This window comes from Sphingobacterium sp. UT-1RO-CII-1 (assembly GCF_026711005.1).
Classification (GTDB): Bacteria; Bacteroidota; Bacteroidia; order Sphingobacteriales; family Sphingobacteriaceae; genus Sphingobacterium.
On the sequence record NZ_JAPPVJ010000005.1, the window covers coordinates 14,550 to 33,413 of the forward strand.

The 18,864-nt window shown below is 39.4% G+C and carries 16 protein-coding genes; 10 read left to right on the forward strand and 6 right to left on the reverse strand.

The features are described 5' to 3' along the window. Positions 1–32 precede the first annotated feature (32 nt). Positions 33–1,130, forward strand: a complete 1,098-nt coding sequence (locus ORI89_RS11815) for a hypothetical protein (protein WP_268230693.1) — start codon at positions 33–35, stop codon at positions 1,128–1,130. 90 nt (positions 1,131–1,220) lie between these two features. Here ORI89_RS11815 and ORI89_RS11820 read toward each other — a convergent pair whose 3' ends face one another. Together ORI89_RS11820 and ORI89_RS11825 are read right to left on the reverse strand one after the other, a co-directional pair. Continuing rightward, positions 1,221–1,727 (reverse strand): hypothetical protein, encoded by a 507-nt coding sequence (locus ORI89_RS11820; protein ID WP_268230694.1) that lies wholly within the window; start codon positions 1,725–1,727, stop codon positions 1,221–1,223. 5 nt (positions 1,728–1,732) lie between these two features. Then, a complete protein-coding gene (locus ORI89_RS11825) occupies positions 1,733–2,854 on the reverse strand; it encodes a hypothetical protein (protein WP_268230695.1) in 1,122 nt (373 codons plus the stop codon). A gap of 1,040 nt (positions 2,855–3,894) precedes the next feature. Between ORI89_RS11825 and ORI89_RS11830 the strand changes: the two genes are divergently transcribed. The 3 genes from ORI89_RS11830 (at position 3,895) to ORI89_RS11840 (ending at position 6,044) form a co-directional block, all read left to right on the forward strand. Next, entirely contained in the window at positions 3,895–4,893 is a 999-nt protein-coding gene (locus ORI89_RS11830; RefSeq protein ID WP_268230696.1) for a helix-turn-helix transcriptional regulator, read from the forward strand. Positions 4,894–5,001: 108 nt separating this feature from the next. Then, entirely contained in the window at positions 5,002–5,493 is a 492-nt protein-coding gene (locus tag ORI89_RS11835; protein ID WP_268230697.1) for a MauE/DoxX family redox-associated membrane protein, read from the forward strand. Positions 5,494–5,702: 209 nt separating this feature from the next. Then, on the forward strand, positions 5,703–6,044 hold the full coding sequence (locus tag ORI89_RS11840; protein ID WP_268230698.1) for a hypothetical protein: 342 nt from the start codon (positions 5,703–5,705) through the stop codon (positions 6,042–6,044). A gap of 54 nt (positions 6,045–6,098) precedes the next feature. On the opposite strand, the gene ORI89_RS11845 is transcribed toward ORI89_RS11840, so the two are convergent. The 4 genes from ORI89_RS11845 to ORI89_RS11860 form a co-directional block, all read right to left on the reverse strand. Then, positions 6,099–7,451, reverse strand: a complete 1,353-nt coding sequence (locus ORI89_RS11845) for a RagB/SusD family nutrient uptake outer membrane protein (RefSeq protein ID WP_268230699.1) — start codon at positions 7,449–7,451, stop codon at positions 6,099–6,101. Positions 7,452–7,456: 5 nt separating this feature from the next. Beyond that, on the reverse strand, positions 7,457–10,663 hold the full coding sequence (locus ORI89_RS11850; RefSeq protein WP_268230700.1) for a SusC/RagA family TonB-linked outer membrane protein: 3,207 nt from the start codon (positions 10,661–10,663) through the stop codon (positions 7,457–7,459). Continuing rightward, the gene (locus ORI89_RS11855) at positions 10,660–12,927 is read right to left on the reverse strand and encodes a TlpA family protein disulfide reductase (protein WP_268230701.1); all 2,268 of its coding nucleotides are present in this window, start codon (positions 12,925–12,927) and stop codon (positions 10,660–10,662) included. Before ORI89_RS11855 ends, ORI89_RS11850 begins: the two co-directional genes overlap by 4 nt. A 652-nt stretch (positions 12,928–13,579) precedes the next feature. Next, the gene (locus ORI89_RS11860; protein ID WP_268230702.1) at positions 13,580–13,741 is read right to left on the reverse strand and encodes a hypothetical protein; all 162 of its coding nucleotides are present in this window, start codon (positions 13,739–13,741) and stop codon (positions 13,580–13,582) included. Positions 13,742–13,783: 42 nt separating this feature from the next. Here ORI89_RS11860 and ORI89_RS11865 point away from each other — a divergent pair, with 42 nt between their 5' ends. From ORI89_RS11865 to ORI89_RS11890, 6 genes are all read left to right on the forward strand, one after another. Next, the gene (locus ORI89_RS11865; protein WP_268230703.1) at positions 13,784–14,443 is read left to right on the forward strand and encodes a hypothetical protein; all 660 of its coding nucleotides are present in this window, start codon (positions 13,784–13,786) and stop codon (positions 14,441–14,443) included. Between the two features lie 157 nt (positions 14,444–14,600). After that, positions 14,601–16,148: a GmrSD restriction endonuclease domain-containing protein gene (locus ORI89_RS11870; RefSeq protein WP_268230704.1), complete on the forward strand. Its 1,548-nt coding sequence runs from the start codon at positions 14,601–14,603 to the stop codon at positions 16,146–16,148. Positions 16,149–16,224: 76 nt separating this feature from the next. Then, positions 16,225–16,752 (forward strand): mismatch-specific DNA-glycosylase, encoded by a 528-nt coding sequence (locus ORI89_RS11875; protein ID WP_268230705.1) that lies wholly within the window; start codon positions 16,225–16,227, stop codon positions 16,750–16,752. Between the two features lie 71 nt (positions 16,753–16,823). Then, the gene (locus ORI89_RS11880; RefSeq protein ID WP_268230706.1) at positions 16,824–17,096 is read left to right on the forward strand and encodes a SinR family protein; all 273 of its coding nucleotides are present in this window, start codon (positions 16,824–16,826) and stop codon (positions 17,094–17,096) included. Positions 17,097–17,352: 256 nt separating this feature from the next. Continuing rightward, positions 17,353–18,204, forward strand: coding sequence for a DUF4747 family protein (locus tag ORI89_RS11885; protein WP_268230707.1), 852 nt, complete (start codon positions 17,353–17,355; stop codon positions 18,202–18,204). A gap of 2 nt (positions 18,205–18,206) precedes the next feature. After that, entirely contained in the window at positions 18,207–18,842 is a 636-nt protein-coding gene (locus ORI89_RS11890) for a hypothetical protein (protein WP_268230708.1), read from the forward strand. The last annotated feature ends 22 nt before the right edge of the window (positions 18,843–18,864 follow it).

An 18,864-nucleotide genomic window follows, 5' to 3' on the forward strand; every position in this document is an offset into this window, starting at 1 on the left:
TTAACTAATATCTTTGCTAAAAATAGCACCACATGAAATCCCTATATACAGCCCTGCTCTGCCCCTTCCTAATCGCGTTTGTAGCTTGCAACTCGCAGAACAATAACAAAGAGACCTCAAAAAGCGCTGTCGAAGTTACGCAGAAAACGGTCACTTTTAGCGATTTTAAAAAGATTAAAGGAGTAGATAATGTACAGGAAGTACCTTTTCAGGTATTTACCAAGCTCGACTCTATACAACTTTTCACAGCGCCCCGTAAAGATGCCCCGCAGCTTAAAATAGGCAACGATAAGTTTAATAATTATTATGGTTTCGAAGAGTTCGACGATTTCTACGCTATACACTTCAGCATAGCTAATAATATTTCCAACAGCATCGAAGCCTTTGTGTTAAAAACAGAATTTACTGCCGCTTTCGACCTTACTCTGGAAGGCGCCGACCTCTACGAAATTAGGAGCAGCACCATCAAAAACGTAGACAATTTCAACGACAAATCCTTTGCTATTTATGGCAGTATTAACGAAGTATCCGAACAAGAGTTTAACACCGCTGCTAAAAACCGCATAGACGAAGTTTTAGTGAAAAACCCACACATCAAGTTAGTAAATGAAAACTGGGTGTACAGCCTCGGGGGCGATCAGCTGATTATTACCCAGCACGAGAATGTTTCCACCGAAGAGGGCCCCTTATCCAACGAATACATCGGGCAGTCACCGCACTTAAAGCTTGAAATATTCTGCGAAAACTCGGTAGATGTTGTTGATAGCTACTATTCGTTTTACGACTTAGAGACGGCAGCCGAATTTGCAGTTTTCACCAGCGGATACCCGCAAATTGTACCGAGCAAAAACTGGATTTCTTCCATTACTTCCAACAATTCTGTGGGGAGTGATTTTGTTATCAGCGAATACCTGCCCGCAAAACAAAATAGCGAGCCCCTACTCTATATCAACTTCACCAACTTCAAAATTGCCAACGAAAAGGCCGCTTTCTGGGCGGATGACCATACTTTCTACGCCGAGGTATACCCCTTAAACTCTGCCCCTGCCAAAGGTAAAAAGCAGAAAGCCGCTTTTATAAAAATACAAGTCAAAGCCAATCTTTCCATAGCTAAGGAAGCTATGCATTAAAAGACTGCAAAGCACTGCAGCTAGCTGCTACCCAGCTGCAGCTTTTCCCCTGTTTTTTGTCTATCAAAACACAACATTCTTATTGGTTTATTAAAAAACCTGCTCCGCTACCTTTATACGTTGTTCTTCTTGCTCCTGATGTTCTTCATACAGTTCCACCTTAATCATCTTTACATTCTTTGGCATACTGTAACTTATATCCTTGCTGTAATTATAGCCCGACACATTTGCACTCTCCTTGCCTGGTATTTTCCTCACCTCTACATAATACCTCAACGTTAAGCTCTCCTCCAGGTCGTCTCCTTTTTCAAAACGTATTTTCTTCACCTGCCTTATATTATGCCCACCTGAATAAATATTACCCTGCAAGCGAAACCTCCATTTACCGTCTGCGCTATCAAGCATCACAACCTGAGGCGTGAGTCGCTTGGTCACCTCTTTGTTCGTTGTATAAGTATGTGTGCGTCCTGTTTCTTGCGTTTCTCTACTCACCCGATGCGGCTGCACATACACAGGCTCTACTTTTAGCTTTTTCTGTGCTTCGGCACTGCAGCCCAACAGGCCAAACAAACAGGTTAATATAAAGATTAGCTTCATCTTATCTATAATTTGACAACTTCTACAGTAGCGCCCAATGCCTCCAGTTCCTGCGCACTTGCCAGCGCCCACTTGTAAGGTCCCTTATGGTAGAACACCCGATCTTGCTTACTTAATTTCAAGGCTTCAGGCCCCGATAACTTAAATTTCTCTTTCAATAACGCTACAATTTTCATTTTATTCGGGCCTAGTGCTGTAATATACACCTCGGTTTCAGCCCAATCCGAACGGTCTAGCTGCTCGATCTCATCGTCCTCGCTATACTCGGGCATATCCAGCACCGCTTGATACACCTCCTCCCAAAAAGCATTGCCCTCACAACCGATATCTCGCACAAAATCGAGCAAATATGCTTGATCAAATTTATTATCAAAAATAATACGCAGCCTTTCCTGAAAACCTGCTATAGTATCAGCCACCTTAATAGGTGTCCATCTTCCTGCGCCGTGAAAAGCAAAATATACAGGAAAACCTTCTTCCGCCTCATTAAAGTCTATAAAGAAGGGATCTGCAAAATAATTAGCCGCTACAACTAGCCAGCTTTCCTTAAAATCTTCTTCCCTTCCGCCCTGTAGACTTTCGCCCGAAACGGCGTTAAAAGCATACCCCGCTTGAAAAGCCAAAACCTGCCCAGGTTCGGGGTAATATTCAGGTAAACTTAAATTCTCAATCACATAATACTGTTTCCAAAAATCAAGCAACATAGGCCATTGCTCTACTTTAGCCTGCAGTTCTTTGCTTTTTTGCTCCCAAACAACCTGCTGCTCCGGGCTCTGCTTTAAATCTCTTTCGTTTTCCCTATCAAAAGGAAAGCTCCGCTGCATCCAATGCAACAGATCACGATCCAGCACCTTAAACCCCTCTTCCTGCAATGTTCCATAGGAAGTCAGGTAAACCTTCGTATCACCGTCACCTTTTGCTATAACAGCCACTTGTCCACCCGAATCATCCGCCACAGGCAGATAATTAGGTAAGTATTCTTCAAAATCGTACGTTTCGTAACGTTCTTTGATGTCTTCCTCATTCTGAAAAACACGTACCTGTTCATATACGAGCTCCGAATCAAACTTCTTTTGAAATATCTTTATAAAATCATACCAATGCTTAGGAATACGTTCTCTATTCATTCATTTGTCTTAACAGTTCGTTACTAGCTTTCTGCTTTATCTTCTTCGGCAATGTTTCAAAACCTGCATCGCTCAGGTTCCTGTAGTTATCTCCGACTTAAAATACTATCCAAGCTGCAGCTTTGCCCCTATTTTTACTTTTCAATATTAAGGAGAATTGAGCAGCTATCCAATCCCGATTATCAGCTATATTTTCATCGCTATTGAATTATATGGCCCAAACTGCGCCTATGTCCCTACCCGAACCTTCAAAAACAGATAAACCATGCATTTCCCCATAGCGATGATAAGCAGCCTCCAGTAAGAAAGCCGTAGAGTCTGAGCGGAAAGGCCAACAAGTATCAAGGAAAGTCCGGCAAGTCACAGCGGTGGTAACGACCACCGGGCCCGAGAGCTACAAGTAGGAAGGAAAGTCAGCGAGGTACATCGCCGAAAGCTACTACCCACAGGAGTTTATCAACGCCCCTCGAGGAAAGTCGACACCGTGCCGAAGATTGTTCAAGAAGTACAAGTGGATAAGCATCTTCCCTCAAGACTTTGCGAACAAGCCTAAGCGGAAGTTACAAATGGCCACGGCGGCCGCTCTCTTCCACTAAGGGAAAATGGCCCATTATATCATAAACCCAGCCTTTAAGCAAAATCCTCCAGATTGTATGATACAGCAGCTCCCTAAATTATTATGGAGTTGCTGCGTGATAGGTTTTATTGAAAAGTAAGTGTCCACTTCGGTCAAAGTTTTGTCCAGTTCGGTATAAATACCTCTTGACAAACTCCTTTTCCTTCTTTTTATTTCACAGCTTAGCTTAAAACTGATAAACATTATCTTATGAGAAAAATTGATTTTACAACAACTGGTGTAATTGCTTTTTTTATTAGACTGCAAATGCTCCGTCCTTTCCAATTAATGGAGCATACATTTATGTCAACAATTGGAATAACGACAAATTTTGACTCCAGTCATTTATATTCACCTATTAAGTCACCTCCTAACCAGTGGAAAAACATATGTGCCATACTGAGCCGAAAACCAGTACGGCTATATGACTTATAACCCATTGAAGAAAGCCATGATACGAAGCCTTATTATCCAGCCACAGCGCTACTACCCTCATGCTCGCAAGAGTAATGAACTACCACGAGGTAGCAGCTATGATATGGCCTATGGTGAGGTAAGGAGTTGGCAAATCGACGACAGCTGGTGTAGCATACAATGGTACAAAAGCAAGTATATTCTGCCTTATTGCATCGAGATAGAAGCCAAAGAGCAGCTTTATCTACCCGTATCAATAGGGCATCCTGATATACACTGGCAGTATATTATCTTGGGCGGCTACGGCATTAAAGAGGCCGGAGATCATGAGCTCATCCTGGCCGAAGGCTACCAGCATAAAATCTATGCCGATTGCTGCGACTTTATGAGCTTTGTACCCATCGGCCGCCATCTTATTGTAGGCTACAGTATCATAAGCGACTGGCTCGACAAACATAGAAATTTGCAGGTACCCGCAAAAGCAGACATGCCCCATACCCTGCTGCAGGATCGCCTGTACCGTAACGACCCCGCCCCCATTACTCCTGATATGCTCACCGAGCTCTATTACATACTCGAGCACCCTCGGATATCAGGCATCCAACAGGACACTAACATCTACGCTGCGGTAGGGCGCTTACAGAGCCTACACGAGCAACAGGAAAAATCCCTAATTGCAGAACCTAGTACTGCCGCAGAAAAGATCAAAGCAATACAACAATATATTGTTCTACTAATCGCTGAAGAAAAAATTATACCTTCAATCGCCGAGATTGCCGATCTGTACCATATAGACAAAGACCACTTAAGTAAAACTCATAAAAAGCTACACAAGCAAAGCCTACAAGATTATATTAACGACAAAAGATTAGAATACGCTCTCCTACTCCTTCAACAAGGTATATCTGTTGGAGCAGTGACTTATCGACTACATTATCACGATATCCCCGCTTTTAGCAATGCATTTCTGAAAAAATACGGAATACGTCCCAGCGAGTATCATTTATAAAGCCGTCTTCGACTTGTGCACGGATTTTTACAAGTAACATCACGTATTATTACAACCAAACTAGGACAAACCCTAACTACCTTTGGTGTATACCATTACATTAAAAAAATGAAAGCACTAGCAGGCGATATTAACAAACATTTCAGGCAGCATCTGACAATCTATCTAGACGCCCTGGCGGTGCTCTGTGCTGCTTTGCTGATCTATCTTTTTGTACAAACAGCTTTGAGCAAAGTATTGCACCATGCGGTGTTTCGCATTCAGATGGGCAAGCAACCGCTCCCGGGCTGGTCAAAACCAATATTGGTTTATGCACTGCCGGTTATTGAGTGGGCGACGGTGCTGTTGCTCTTATTTAGGCGGACACGCCTTTGGGGGCTTCTGCTTGCAGGAACTCTGCTGTTTGCCTATACCATATATGCCTACCTGGCTTATAAAGAAGTGTATGGCTATGTGATTTGCGCGTGCGGGAAAGTGTTTGAAGATATGGGCTGGCGCGAGCACTTTTATTTTAACGCCATACATACGCTGGTGGCGCTGGCAGGGTTTTATTGCGTTTATAAAAGCAAAACATTAAAAGCAAACAACAAGAAAGAATAAAAACAAACTATGCATAGTGGCTTTCGACGGGAAGCCGCAAAAAGGGTCTTGAGGACCGGGGAAATAAAGGTAGAACCTTTTGGGATTGCGACAATTTAGATATCAATCTCCGCAAGGAAAAACATAAGAACAGGCAAGTTGCCAAAACGTTCTACCAGGCTTTCCCGCTCTCTGACCAAATATTTTTAAACAATTAAATTTTTGAAGCTATGAAAAAGCTCATTAAACTTGTGCCTGCGATGGCACTACTATTAGCATTAGGTGTTTACACGGTAAACGCTAAAATGAAAGCAGCTGTTGCGGAAAAGACGCAAACGGAGAAAGAATGGATGTTGAAGCCAGGAGGTAATCTAACGGACCCAACTGATTATGAACAAGCTTCTGCCGGACGGTTTGAAGATTGTGTAGCAACTAATACATCTGTATGTGCAATTAAGGCTCCTGCCGATCCAAACAATCCGAATATCCCACTCTTTAGTGATCAGATACAAACTGCACTTGAAAGTGATTTAAATCATCCGGATATCAGCACAGGCCCTTATAATCCTTAAAAGGTTCTAAGAGATAAAAGGGCGTAGTAAAAAACTACGCCCTTTTTATGATCATCAACGATGATTCTGTGGCATACCACTTATTTGTATCACCGAAAAAGGCAACATAAAAGTATACCGATCATCTCCAGGAATCAATTCATAACGATCATCCAATTTTCGAACCAATATCTTAGCAAAACGAGGATCCTGATTGAGCCTTCTTAGATCCGACCATCGAATCCCTCCTCGAAAAAGCAATTGTTTTTCACGTTCCTCCAAAATAATCGTCAATAGATCATCATTCGACGCCAATTGCATTGGTACAAACCTATCCTTTTGCCAACGTTTTGACAATAATCGATTCAATACTTCCAGTGCCTTTTGTTCCCTTCCCAACCGAGCTAAGCATTCGGATTTTATTAAATATAATTCATCTATTGCTATACCACTGAATAATGCGTAATTACCTCCATCATAAGAACCTTTAAAACGAAAAAGACCAGTATCATCCGCTTTTAGAAAAGCAGTTTTCCGAAGGTCATACTCATTATATTTCTTAACCAAAACGGTATCTACAAATGCGTATCCCTGCTCATGGACACCAGATCTTGCCAACATAACAGCATGAAAAACAACATCTTTATTGAATACTTTGAACGGAATATCTGAATCCCGATCTACGTCATTATAATCTAACAAAACATCATTTATATCAAGACTATTCTCCGTATAATACAACGATAGTTCAAAATCGCCCATAATTAAGTACAACTTCGCTAGGGCTCCTAGGGCTGCAGCACGTGATGGACGAGTCGGAACCCCAACTCTATCCGGCAATAATTCAGCCGCACGCTCTAAATCATCAATTATGCGAGAATACGTTTCATGAACCGTAGACCTAACAACCGGCTCATTGATATCCGACACCAGTTGAAGGGGTAAGCCATATTCTGAATCTGCCATCCCCTTTGCATAATACGGCACATACAACTGGGCTAACTGGAAATAACTCCACCCCCGATAAAAATAAGCACGTCCTTTAATGATATCTCTGTCAGCTTCTGTCATACTTCCTAGTTTAGCCTTGTCTATTTCGTCCAAAACGACATTACAATGGAATATACGTTGAAAGGAATAGTTCCAATCTAAGTGATTCTGGGCATTAATATCCCATATATATGTCATACGCGCATCAATGTCACGTGAGTCCCAATCTGCTTTGCTCAAGAAATAGTAATCTGCCCCAATATCACCGGCTGCAGGATATTGCATATTGAAGACATTTTCATAGTCAAGTAGCGCCTGCAAATCCTGTACATTATCCGGAACCGTAAGTGAATCATCCGGCTTTACATCTAGATAATCCGAGCATGCCACGAAAGTATATAGCACACTGAATGACATCACAAGTAGTAGATTTTTCATAATATTTAAAAATTAGCGTTTAAACCAATAGACCAAGATTTAGGTAAAGGCAACTGTGCGACATCTGGGTCAAGATTATGCTTATTTGCCCGCCATATCACCCCTAGGTTTCGGGCATAAAACGTAGCTCTTATATTTCTAAGTGGCTTAATCCCATTTCTTAAAAACGTATACGATAGATTAATATCTTGGATACGTATATGGTCTCCTCGCTCTACCGTAACCTCTGCGTTTCTATAAAACTCGTCACGTCTGGTATTCGTGGGATAGATCATTGAAGGAACAGTGGTGTACCTTTCATCCCCCGGTTGTTGCCATCGTTCGTTAAAATCGCCGTGTTCAACCTGGCCATTAGCGGTCAGGAGGTTTGAATAATTAATAGTCTGTCTGCGGAAATAATAATTTGTACGATAGGCGATATTCATGGATACAGAAACTCCTTTCCATTCAATGGTATTCCGAAAAGCTCCGAAAAACTCTGGAAGTGCCGACCCATGAAAAACGAGATCGTTTTTTGTGACCTGCTGGTTCAACAAGCTGTAATCTTTTGTTTCCACCCCTTCCAAATATCCTATTGGGTCTCCGGTTTCGGGATCGAGTCCTCCCCAGCGATAACTAACAACCGAGTATGCTGGCTCTCCTTCAATAGGAGATACGGAGGAACCTGTACCGACCCATTGGCTAAATCGCGTAGGCTCGAGCATGTATTTTTCTATACGATTTCGGTTTAAAGACATCAGCAAAGTACCAGACCAATGCGTATTTCCCAGCTTGGTGTTGCTGTTCAACGTCAAGTCTACTCCTGTATTTTTTATTATCGCACTGTTCATGCTCAAAGATCCAAACCCCGTCGTTGGGTCAGTCTCCACCAAACTAACCAGATCCGTCGCCGTTTTCCGATAGAATTCGATGCTTCCCGCTAATACATTATTTACAAATCCAAAATCGAGTCCCAGATTAAATGTTCCTATTTTCTCCCATCGCAATTCAGCATTCGGTGGATTCATTACAACCGCATAAGGATACCTACCCAATCGGCTTGTTCCGTAATATTGCAGCGTCGTTACCGCGGCAACATCATTCCTAACATTTCCACTATACCCATAGGTTGTCCTGACCTTAAGTCTCGGTATTAGATTCGAGTGATAGAACTCTTCTTCCCCTATGTTCCATGCACCTCCGACCGACCAAAGTGGAGACCATTTGTCATTTGTAGCAACCCCAAATAAATTTGAAGCATCTTTACGTGCGCTTACGGAGAGCGTATATTTTTTCTTATATGTATACGAGCCGTTGCTATAGGCAGAAACAAACCTTTGTGTACCACCGAATGCCCTGTCTGAAAATATAATGGTAGACGCTCCCGCTAAGTTATCATAAATAGGTAGCCGGTTTACGTAATCTACGCGGTTGGTCGTCTGTAGGTCATCGTCGTACCCATACAGTCTTGTATTGTTTCCCTCATTTCTTGCATGCCGAATTTCCATTCCGATAATTGCAGCGATACTATGGTTTGCCCAATCCTTCGTATAATTTATTTGCCCTCTAAACGACTGCGCTTTTAGTTCAGACTGACTTCGATCTAATATACCCCCCAATGGAATCGGTCGTATAATACCGTTATCTGCTACTTGAGTAAAGCGGTTTATCAGATCTCTAGTATAATAGGTATCCTCGCTGTAAAATTGACGCCCAAAAGAAGGTTCGTGTTCGTATTGATAATAGACTTCTCCAGTCAGATCTGCTAAAAATCGATATTTCAAATTGGTACTGAACAACAGGTTGCTTCCGGTTGTCGTATTATCAGCGAGGTGCAGCTCATCGTAGGGTCGGTACCGCCAATCCAACAACCCTCCTCTTTCATCAACTTCATCGAGGTAACTGTTCCGATAATCTTTGGTCACTGCCAACGCCTGCCCATATTCGTCTACAAATTCGGCATAAGGGTACATACCTTTGGCAGCAGACATTTGTATATTGCCGAGGTGGTTATTGGTTCCAAAAAGCATCGAATAACGTATACCTGTACTCAAATCCAGCCGTGGAGTAAGTCTGAATGTATTCTGTATGTTAAGGTTGATTCGACGAAAATCATTTCCTACTAACGTGCTTCTATTATGATCGTATCCAGCGGAAAATAACGTGGTATAGTTTTCTCCCCCTCCATTTAGGCTGAAAGAATACTGCTGGTTTATACCGGTACGATAAAAATGATTGCTTAGATCTTTTCTGATATCCTGCTCACGAAAATAATCTAACTTATTTTTTAGCGTTGTTTCACTTATTTCTCCACGAGTATGTTCATCAAGGAGTTCGATTACAGGCGTCAGCGGAGGCCTATTTGTCGTATTTGCTAACATAGAGGTGAAAGCGCCCTGTTCGTACAGAAACTGCTCGATATCGATAAAATCGCTGGTAGACATGCGTGGCATATAATAGAGATCGGGTTTCTCTTGGATGGTACTGTTAGCATGAACGGAAACCTGCCACGGCGCTTTATATTTTCCTTTTTTTGTCGTAATTACCAGCACTCCATTCCCTGCTTTCGCGCCCCATATACTTGCCGCCGCCGCATCCTTTAAAAGGGTCACACTTTCCACATCATTGGGATTAATACTATTGATATCTCCCTCAAACGGAAAATTGTCCAAGACAATCAAGGGTGCCCCTTGTATGGCGCTCAGCGACGATACCCCTCTGATCACCATCCGTTGTTCGGCTCCAGTTCGCTTGTCAAACAAAATTGATGGCATTATCCCGTCCAATCTGCTGATTACATCTGTACCGATCTGCCGGTTGAAAAGCTCAGCGTTTACGACTTCAAAAGAACCGGTAGCCCTTTCCTTGGGAATACTTTGGTACCCTGTATTGACTGTCACTTCTTCCAGTACATTATCTGCCGGCTTCAGCGTGATGGTCACAACTGTATCTTTATCGATTTTCATATTTACATGGAGAGGATCAAACCCGATTCTTCTCATTGTCATCTGATATTCGGGTCTCCTCGGTAGGACTAATTCAAACATTCCATCCTTATCTGTTGTATATATCCGCTGTATGTCCTTCACAGAGATCGTGACACCAGGTACCGGCGCACGGTCTATTTCATCGACAGCTTTCCCCGAAAGCCGCACAACACCCTGTTGGGCAAAGGCTCCTTTTAAGACTAGGAAAATCGCGCCTACCAACACTAATAATTTCCCCTGTCTCATTGCCGCCCCCTTTCTTTTTTAAGGACATAGCCATATCTCGTCAGAACAAGTTCAGGCACCTCTATATCCAGTTCATGTATTGGCCGGTCTGCAACAACAAACATTTCCATCATGTGGTTCTCTATCTGCACGTCAAATCCCTGTTGTTGGAATGTCTCTTTCAATAGCTCGATATCCCCTAATCTTTCCGGCAGATCAACATCGATTCTATAGTTTATTCCGGTTGAATCGATAACGCAGGGAAAAACCTCATTATATTGGTTATTTAAGTAATTTACGATATTATCGACCTTGGCCCCCATAAAGTAAGTATTTGCTCCCGATGGGGAATTACCGACATACTTAGGCGGATTCGACTGAAGTTCGCCGTTTTGTACCAGCTTTAAGGTGGTCTTCGATTCGGATACCTGCGCACCTGGTTGTTTGCGAATTATCAGACTCGGCATTTCCTGTTCTATATAGCCCGCATAATAACCAGTGAAAAGCGCCATATCATCCAGCATTTTATCTTTGATTTGGTCCGCACTCCATTCAACCGGAAGAGCGTATTCGTAACTTATACTGAACTGCTCCCGATCAAAAGGAACCTCCCGATTGTAATAGAAATCAAGTCTCGAAGAATCCGCTGTAGCCATTATCCGCCGATTGGGCCTCATGGCGTCGAACCTTTTTCTTGGCGCAGCGATCTGAAGAAGTTTAAGTATTGCGTAATTAATATAATTTCCTTTTTTTGCAGACGATATAACATCTGTGTATTCCCGGTTCGAGATTTCAAAGCCGTCCATATATCCACTTATCGTAGTATAATAGGTGGGCCTATATGCCCTCAGATCAGTATACGTATCCGATAGAATTGTTGTATCCAGTTTTCCCCGATAATCAGGCAAGTAATATTCTTTTCCCACCGCTATACTTAAAAGGGCTTCCTTGTCCAAAAGATGGGGCTTAGTCGATTGCTCCAAGATGCCCGCTGGATTGATGATCGCTATATGTGGAATAGTTCGATGTGGGATGAGGTCGGCCAGACTGGCCCCATCAACAATAGTATAAAAACGTTCTCCTAAACTTTGTATCGTTTTGGAACCCGTTGTTGACAGATATTTTGTAATAAGTGATTCTTCCTGCCTCGTTACCGGCAACAATACAACCTCATTTGGCATTTCCTCAACAAGCTCATGCATTTTCGGCATGCTCAGGATGCAACCTGCACACCAAGTAGCCCAATAGTCCAATATGATCACCTTCCCACGATAGTCGGCTAGGCGAATTTCTTTGGTCTTCCCACCATATTCTACCACCTGCAAAGGCATATTCCATATTTCCTCAGGGATGGTATCCCCTATTTCTAAAGGCTTGATCTCCCCTATCTCAGTTGCCCCGCCTTGGCGGAGCTCCTGAGCCTTTGCTTCTACTATAGAAGCAAAACTAAACAACACACAAAATATCGCTATAAGCTGTAAGCCATAGGCCATAGGTCTTTTAATATCGTCAGCTCTTTCTTTATCAAGCAGAAAACTATCCGCTTCATTTAAGCCGTTTTGAGGGCTCCTTTTATTTTTGACTAGCATAGGCTCCACTTTACCCCTAGCCTCATCGTAAAACGAATGAAACCACCTTGAAATCAATCGATTCATATGCAGACCATTCATCATCTTCCCGTCATGGCAAGCAAAACGTGGCAGTCTATTCATCAGTCCTTCGAGTCGTGTTCGGGAGTTGTTCGACAATCCTTCGAGTGCTCTTCGACAGTCCTTCGACTGGGCTTCGAGTCGGCTTCGACACTTGTTCGACAATCCTTCGGGTGCTCTTCGACAGTCCTTCGACTGGGCTTCGAGTCGCACTCGAACAGCACTCGAACAACACTCGAACAGCAGTCGAACACCAGTCGAACAAATGTGCACCAAAGTACGACCCAATCTCGAAGCCATGCCGAACACCCCGGCTACCCTAGCCGAAGCGGTCTTAGTGTATGGCCTAAGTATTCTCCAAGTATGCGTGAAGTAGTAACAGTGTATAAGGAGTGTATTAAAAGACATTACATTAGCCATGCTCCATGATGGCTTCATAACTGCCTGGTTCTTGCCTCTCCCACCTTCGCCAGTTGTCCCGCGGGCGCGGGACTTCTGAACATAACAACTAAACTGATAATAAATTTTGCTGAGAGACAGCAATAAACATTGAAAGCTATTTAGAGATAAGTAATATCTTTTCCTTATAGGTTTTTCTAGGGCATAACAATCCCCTTTGCGTAAAAATCGCATCATAATTATTCGGTTTTTAAATCATTATTTAAAAAATTAGAAAAAAACCGACCTCCCTACCCATGCAAAAAGCATAGGTAACGATATATATTTTGGAATAATAGAAAATCAAGCTATCTTTAAAGTGCGAAATAAAAATAAACCGATTATTATTAACCCAAAAACAAGGTACACCATGTTTTAGTTGGAAAGTCGGTAAACAGGTCTATCAGGACAGTTCAAACTCCCTTTTGGCTTTTGAGCTGACAATTGGGTATTATTTAATACCAATAATGCCCCAAACTGTAGAAATGGCTTACGCCCCTCCCCTTTTATACCTGTATTATTTTAGCACAGCTTAGTCCGGAGGACAGCATACGTTCTTTATCAAAATGGAATAGGAAAACCATAGGCTACGATCCTTGATCGTGTCTGGGTGGTTCTGCTTGGTGGTTTTTAATCGTTTCATAATCATTTATATGGTTATAAAAACGATGACACTCTCAGAAAGCTAGAAGGAAAGTCAGATTGGTTAAAAAAACCAATGGGTCGAACCTTGCTGCTTTATGGTTGAGGGAAACCGGCAGGAACCCCTCGCAGTATAATCTTCACGAGATTTCTCTGCTTTGACCACCAAGAAAGACTTCCACAAAGTTCGCCCCATCGGTTATGTATATCACGAAGATAATAATAATCCGATAGATGATGGCGAACTCGCAGTCTTCTCGTTGGTCAAATTTGCCGGTTTTCTCAAACGAGAGACATCGTTTAGGCAGAGAAATATACTCTCTGCGCTATTAATCGCATCTACTAAACAAATATAATCAATCATTTCCATTTTTAAAAGCATTATTAATAAATAAATTGAAATGGCAAATTTATGAACAAGCACTTCAGCCAAATATTTATAACAAATATTAAAGAGTTAAGAGTATCACTAAAAATTACAGAAGCAGGGATGGACTACTTGCTTCAAAAATATAATTTGATTTACACAGGTAATGAAAAGCAATCCAAGGGAAGTATTTCTTTAGATCTAGCTAAACGAGTATCTGATCTATTCGGAAAAGATATCGAATATTTTCTTAATAAAGATTCCGTTTTGATAAGTGAAGATAATCTCCCCACAGAAACACAATTTTTTTTAACCAATACATTACCATACATGCTAAATGCTGAGCAGGACAAAGATGAGAAATTAAGCATTTACGCTTATACAATAGTGTATCTAAAATATTATAATAACAATAAAACAAAATTTGTTAATTCAGAGATCTTGCCATTTTTACCGGCTCCATTGAATAAGTCAACATCAATTGATTGGTCAGGCGGTCTATTGAAAGGACTGGCTACTAACACAAAAACATATAAAAAGAATCCTCTTATACCAGATCCACGCAACCGAGGAGAAGCTTACTACCAATTAAATGGTCCAATACCGACGGAAACTGTCGATAAAGCTCTAAAGAAAGTTAATATAGCTCTTTTGGAGAAAGCTATCAATTTGGCACTAAAAAAGATGGAAGAAAAAGAGGAATAAGAATTACTAAAAAAGGCTATGAAGAACATCGACAAAGAATGGATAAAGGAATTTGAAGAGAACATTTAAAAATCTGATAGCCCTAGAAAACTTAACTATCACTATTCAAGCATAAAACTTAGTTATTACTAAGCAAATAATTTTCAACACAACTCACATGGCGAAAACTAACTTAGATGCTATAATTCCTCGAGAAGATTTTGAAGTTGTAGGCACTCAAAACTCTACTAATCTCTTTAATAGCATTTCGATAACTAGTATTACTAGTGGACTATTCTATCCTTTTCTCAGAAAGCCAGATTTTCAAAGAGAGACAAACGAATGGGATGCAAAAAAAATAGCAGAGTTTATTGAGAGCTTTATAAATGGAGAGCTTATTCCCGCAATTATTCTTTGGAGAAATAATGCAGGATTATATTTTGTAATTGATGGAGCTCATAGATTGAGTGCTCTTATTAGCTGGATAAAAGATGATTACGGAGATGGTGAAATATCAAAGAAGTTTTATGGAGACAGCTTAAGCGATGATCAGAAGGAAATTGCTGAGAGAACAAGAAAATTAATAAATAAGAAGATGGGTAAATTTCAGGATATTGCAAATGCTACAAATGCTGATAATCCAGACCCAGCTATTCTAAAAAAAGCGATGAATTTAGGAGCTTATTCAATTGATGTCCAATGGGTAAATGGAGACGCCCAAAAAGCGGAAAAATCATTTTTTAAAATTAACCAACAACCATCAAAAATTGACCCAACAGAATTCAAAATACTTGAATCTCGAAAAAAAGGAAACTGTATTGCGGCGAGAGCTATTATAAGAGCAGGAGAAGGTCATAAATACTGGTCAGATTTCTCAGCAAACAAACAAAGTGAAATACAAATAATTGCAAAGGAAATTCATGAAATCCTTTTCAACCCAACCCTTAAGACTCCTGTCAAAACTCTCGACATACCAATCGGAGGAAAAGTAATGTCAGCACAAGCATTGCCATTAATCTTAGAATATGTAAATATGGTTAACAAAATAGGTGTCAATTTTGCAGATGAACTGCAAGACGACCAGACGGGGGATTCAACATTATCATATCTCAAAAATGCTAGAAAACTTGCTTGGCGTATTAATAGTGTACACCCATCTTCCTTAGGCTTACACCCAATCGTATATTTTTATTCTATCGATGGCAAACATAAACCTGCTTCATTCTATTTTACATTAGCTTTTATTCTAGAGCTAGAAAGAAAAGGTAAATTCAATGATTTCATAAAGGTAAGAGCGAAATTTGAGGAATTCATCTTAAATTATGATTACTTAATACAACAAATTACACGTAAATATCGAAGTGCCTTTTCGGCGATACCGCACGTTACAGACTTTTATATGCAAATCATAAAAAAATTATTAGAAAATAAAACAACAGAAAAATCTATAGAAGAACTTGTAAAAGAAGAAAACTTCAAATATCTAATACTAAATCAATTTGCTGAACACAAATCATCATTTATAAATTTTACTACAGAAACAAAATCCGAAATTTTTATACGCGAAGCTTTAAAAATTGGTTTAAAGTGTAAGATATGCAACGGATACATCCATAAAAACTCGATTTCAATCGATCATATTCAACGGGTTGAAGATGGAGGTAAGGGAGAGCCTGAAAATGGACAGCTTACCCATCCCTATTGCAACACAACTTTTAAGAATTGAAGAAATAAGTACGACAATAAGCTAATCCAAGAGTTTGAACATTTGCTAAATAAATATATAACCAATTGATAAAACCATGTTAAAAGACGTACTTACCAAAAACCTTGATGTAGTATTTTGCGGAACCGCAAAGGTAAAAGCATCAGCATTAAAAGGGTTCTATTATGCTGGACCAGGAAATAAATTTTATAGTGTATTACATACCGTAGGGTTGACTCCTGCTAAGTTGGAGCCAAAAGATTGTTATGATATAAACAAATACAATATTGGTCTAACCGATTTAGTACATAATGAATACGGTAACGACAACCAAATTTCTAGCGAAAACTATGATGTAACGGGGTTTATTGCAAAAATTGAAATGTTTCAGCCAAAGTACATCGCTTTTAACAGCAAGAAAGCAGCATCATTTGTACTGGGGTACCAAGGTATTACTAGCCTGGTAAACTATGGGCTTCAAAAAAAGAATATAGGACAATCAAAACTTTTTGTACTCCCATCCACCTCTGGAAGTTCTAGGCGATACTGGGATGAGGGGTATTGGTTTGAATTGAAAAAGTTGATAGATCAGGAAAGGGTTAGTACTCCGTCCCTCCTTTTGTGATGGGTGGAGAAAGTGAAAAAAACAGCGATGGAATTGCTCGGGAGATAAATTAAAAACATAAGTTAATAATTATGAAGAAAAGCTATTTAATTGGTTATGATTTAAATAAAACAGGTCAAGATTATACAACGCTCATCGAAGAGATTAAAAGATTAGGAACTTGGTGGCATTGTTTAGATAGTACGTTTATTGTCAAGTCTTCTTCACCTGCAACTTTAATTAGAGACCATCTGAAAAAATTTATCGATTCAAACGACGAACTTCTAGTAGTTTGCTTATCAGGAGAAGGAGCCTGGGCTGGATTTAGTAACGAATGTTCCGATTGGCTAAAGAATAATCTATAATAGATTGATTAAAAAATACTTAAACATCAAAACTAAACAATCGGGGACAATATGAGGCCGCTTTGAAGAAAGTGAGACAGTGAATTATTAGAGAATATAAAAATAACAACTCAATTGCAAAGACACTTACTTTCGTTGATCTGAAGTTACTCAACCCATAAAATATCGTGTTACCATATTTTACAATGAAGAAAAGTATATATTTTAACAAAAAAACAAGTATAATAAACAGAAAATAATATAAATACGGATAATTATGATAGAAAAAATAAAATCATTTATTATTAATGTAAAACTGCAAACCATTTTAGAAGGTGAAGAAAAAACTAAAGAGTATGTCAGGATTATAAAAGAACTGTCAAGCAGTAAAAATATAATGCCAGTAGGAAAAAACGAGGGAATCCAAATGTATTCGGTAAGAGGAATTAAAGACCTTAAAATCCCTGAGTTTATCTATGGTCATATAGCTAAAGGAACATATATACAAGATAAAGAGATCAATGTTATAGAAAATAATAAGATAATTAAAGATGTTAACAAGCCAAGAATTCTAAAGCCAACAGTAATAGACTTTTTGTTTATTCCAAAAAAACACAGATTAGTTTTAGAAAAGAAAAATGGGGGACCGTTAGAAAAAGAAGTTGAAAATTATCTTAGAACTTTTTTAAAAAACACCATTAGGAAAGAAGATGTTTTAGAAATAGTCCTTGAGAAGGACACCAATGTGATTCATCAAATATATGAGGCAAAAAAAGTTTTTAAATTGAATTACGAAATATCCTACACTAACGATGACGCTGTAGGTCACTTAGGCGAAGACCTAGAAGATATTATAAAAGAATCCAAAATCGGGAAACTTAAACTAAGCGCAGAAGCAGATAATAAAACAGTAGGTTTAAAAATTGATAAGTCAATTTTACTTGCCGGAGGTTTAGAGTTAGCTGAATCTAATGGTACAATTAACTCTGCACAAATTCTTCCCAAAGAAGGACAAAAAATCATCAATATTTCCAATAAAGAAAAACCAAAAATTATACCTATTGAAATAGACTTAGATTTAGGCGGTAAATTTAGGTTATGGTATTCAGAGATCATTAAACACCTTTAACCGTGCAAAACGAACAAGAGTATTTAACACAACTTGAAAAAACTCACGACGGAAACTGGAAGAGCTTTTTCAAAGTTTACAATCTTAAAAAGAGTTTTAAAAATAGTAGATCGTTAAAGATTTCGATAATTATATCTATTGTTGTACAGATCTTTTTACTTATCTCTAACAGTGATCTATATGTTTTTTTTAAAAATATGCTCTCTATAAATCTTTCAATAATTCCAAATATTCTGGGCTTTGCAATTGGTGCTTATGCATTATTAATATCTGGATTCTCAGAAAAAATTCTAATAAAAATTGCTAAAACTAGATTGAAAGAAAAAAAACTCCCATACAATAGTTTCCAAAAAACTAGTGCAGTGTTTGGAATGGCTATTTTTATGATGACAATTGCACTTCTCGTAAATTACCTTTCTCAAATAATTATCGATACAGGTTTTTTCTATAGCATAAAAGTTAGTGCCTGCTTAGCTGTAGTATTGAACACATTTCTCTTATTACTGTTAAACATAATTTCGATTTATGCAATTCTTCTTATTTTCAATACCATAATAAATCTATTTGCATTTTCGCAATTTATAAGTGCAATATTAACAATTGAAAAAAAAGAAGATGAAATAATCGGTGATAAATAGTGTTAAAAGCTAATGGCAAATT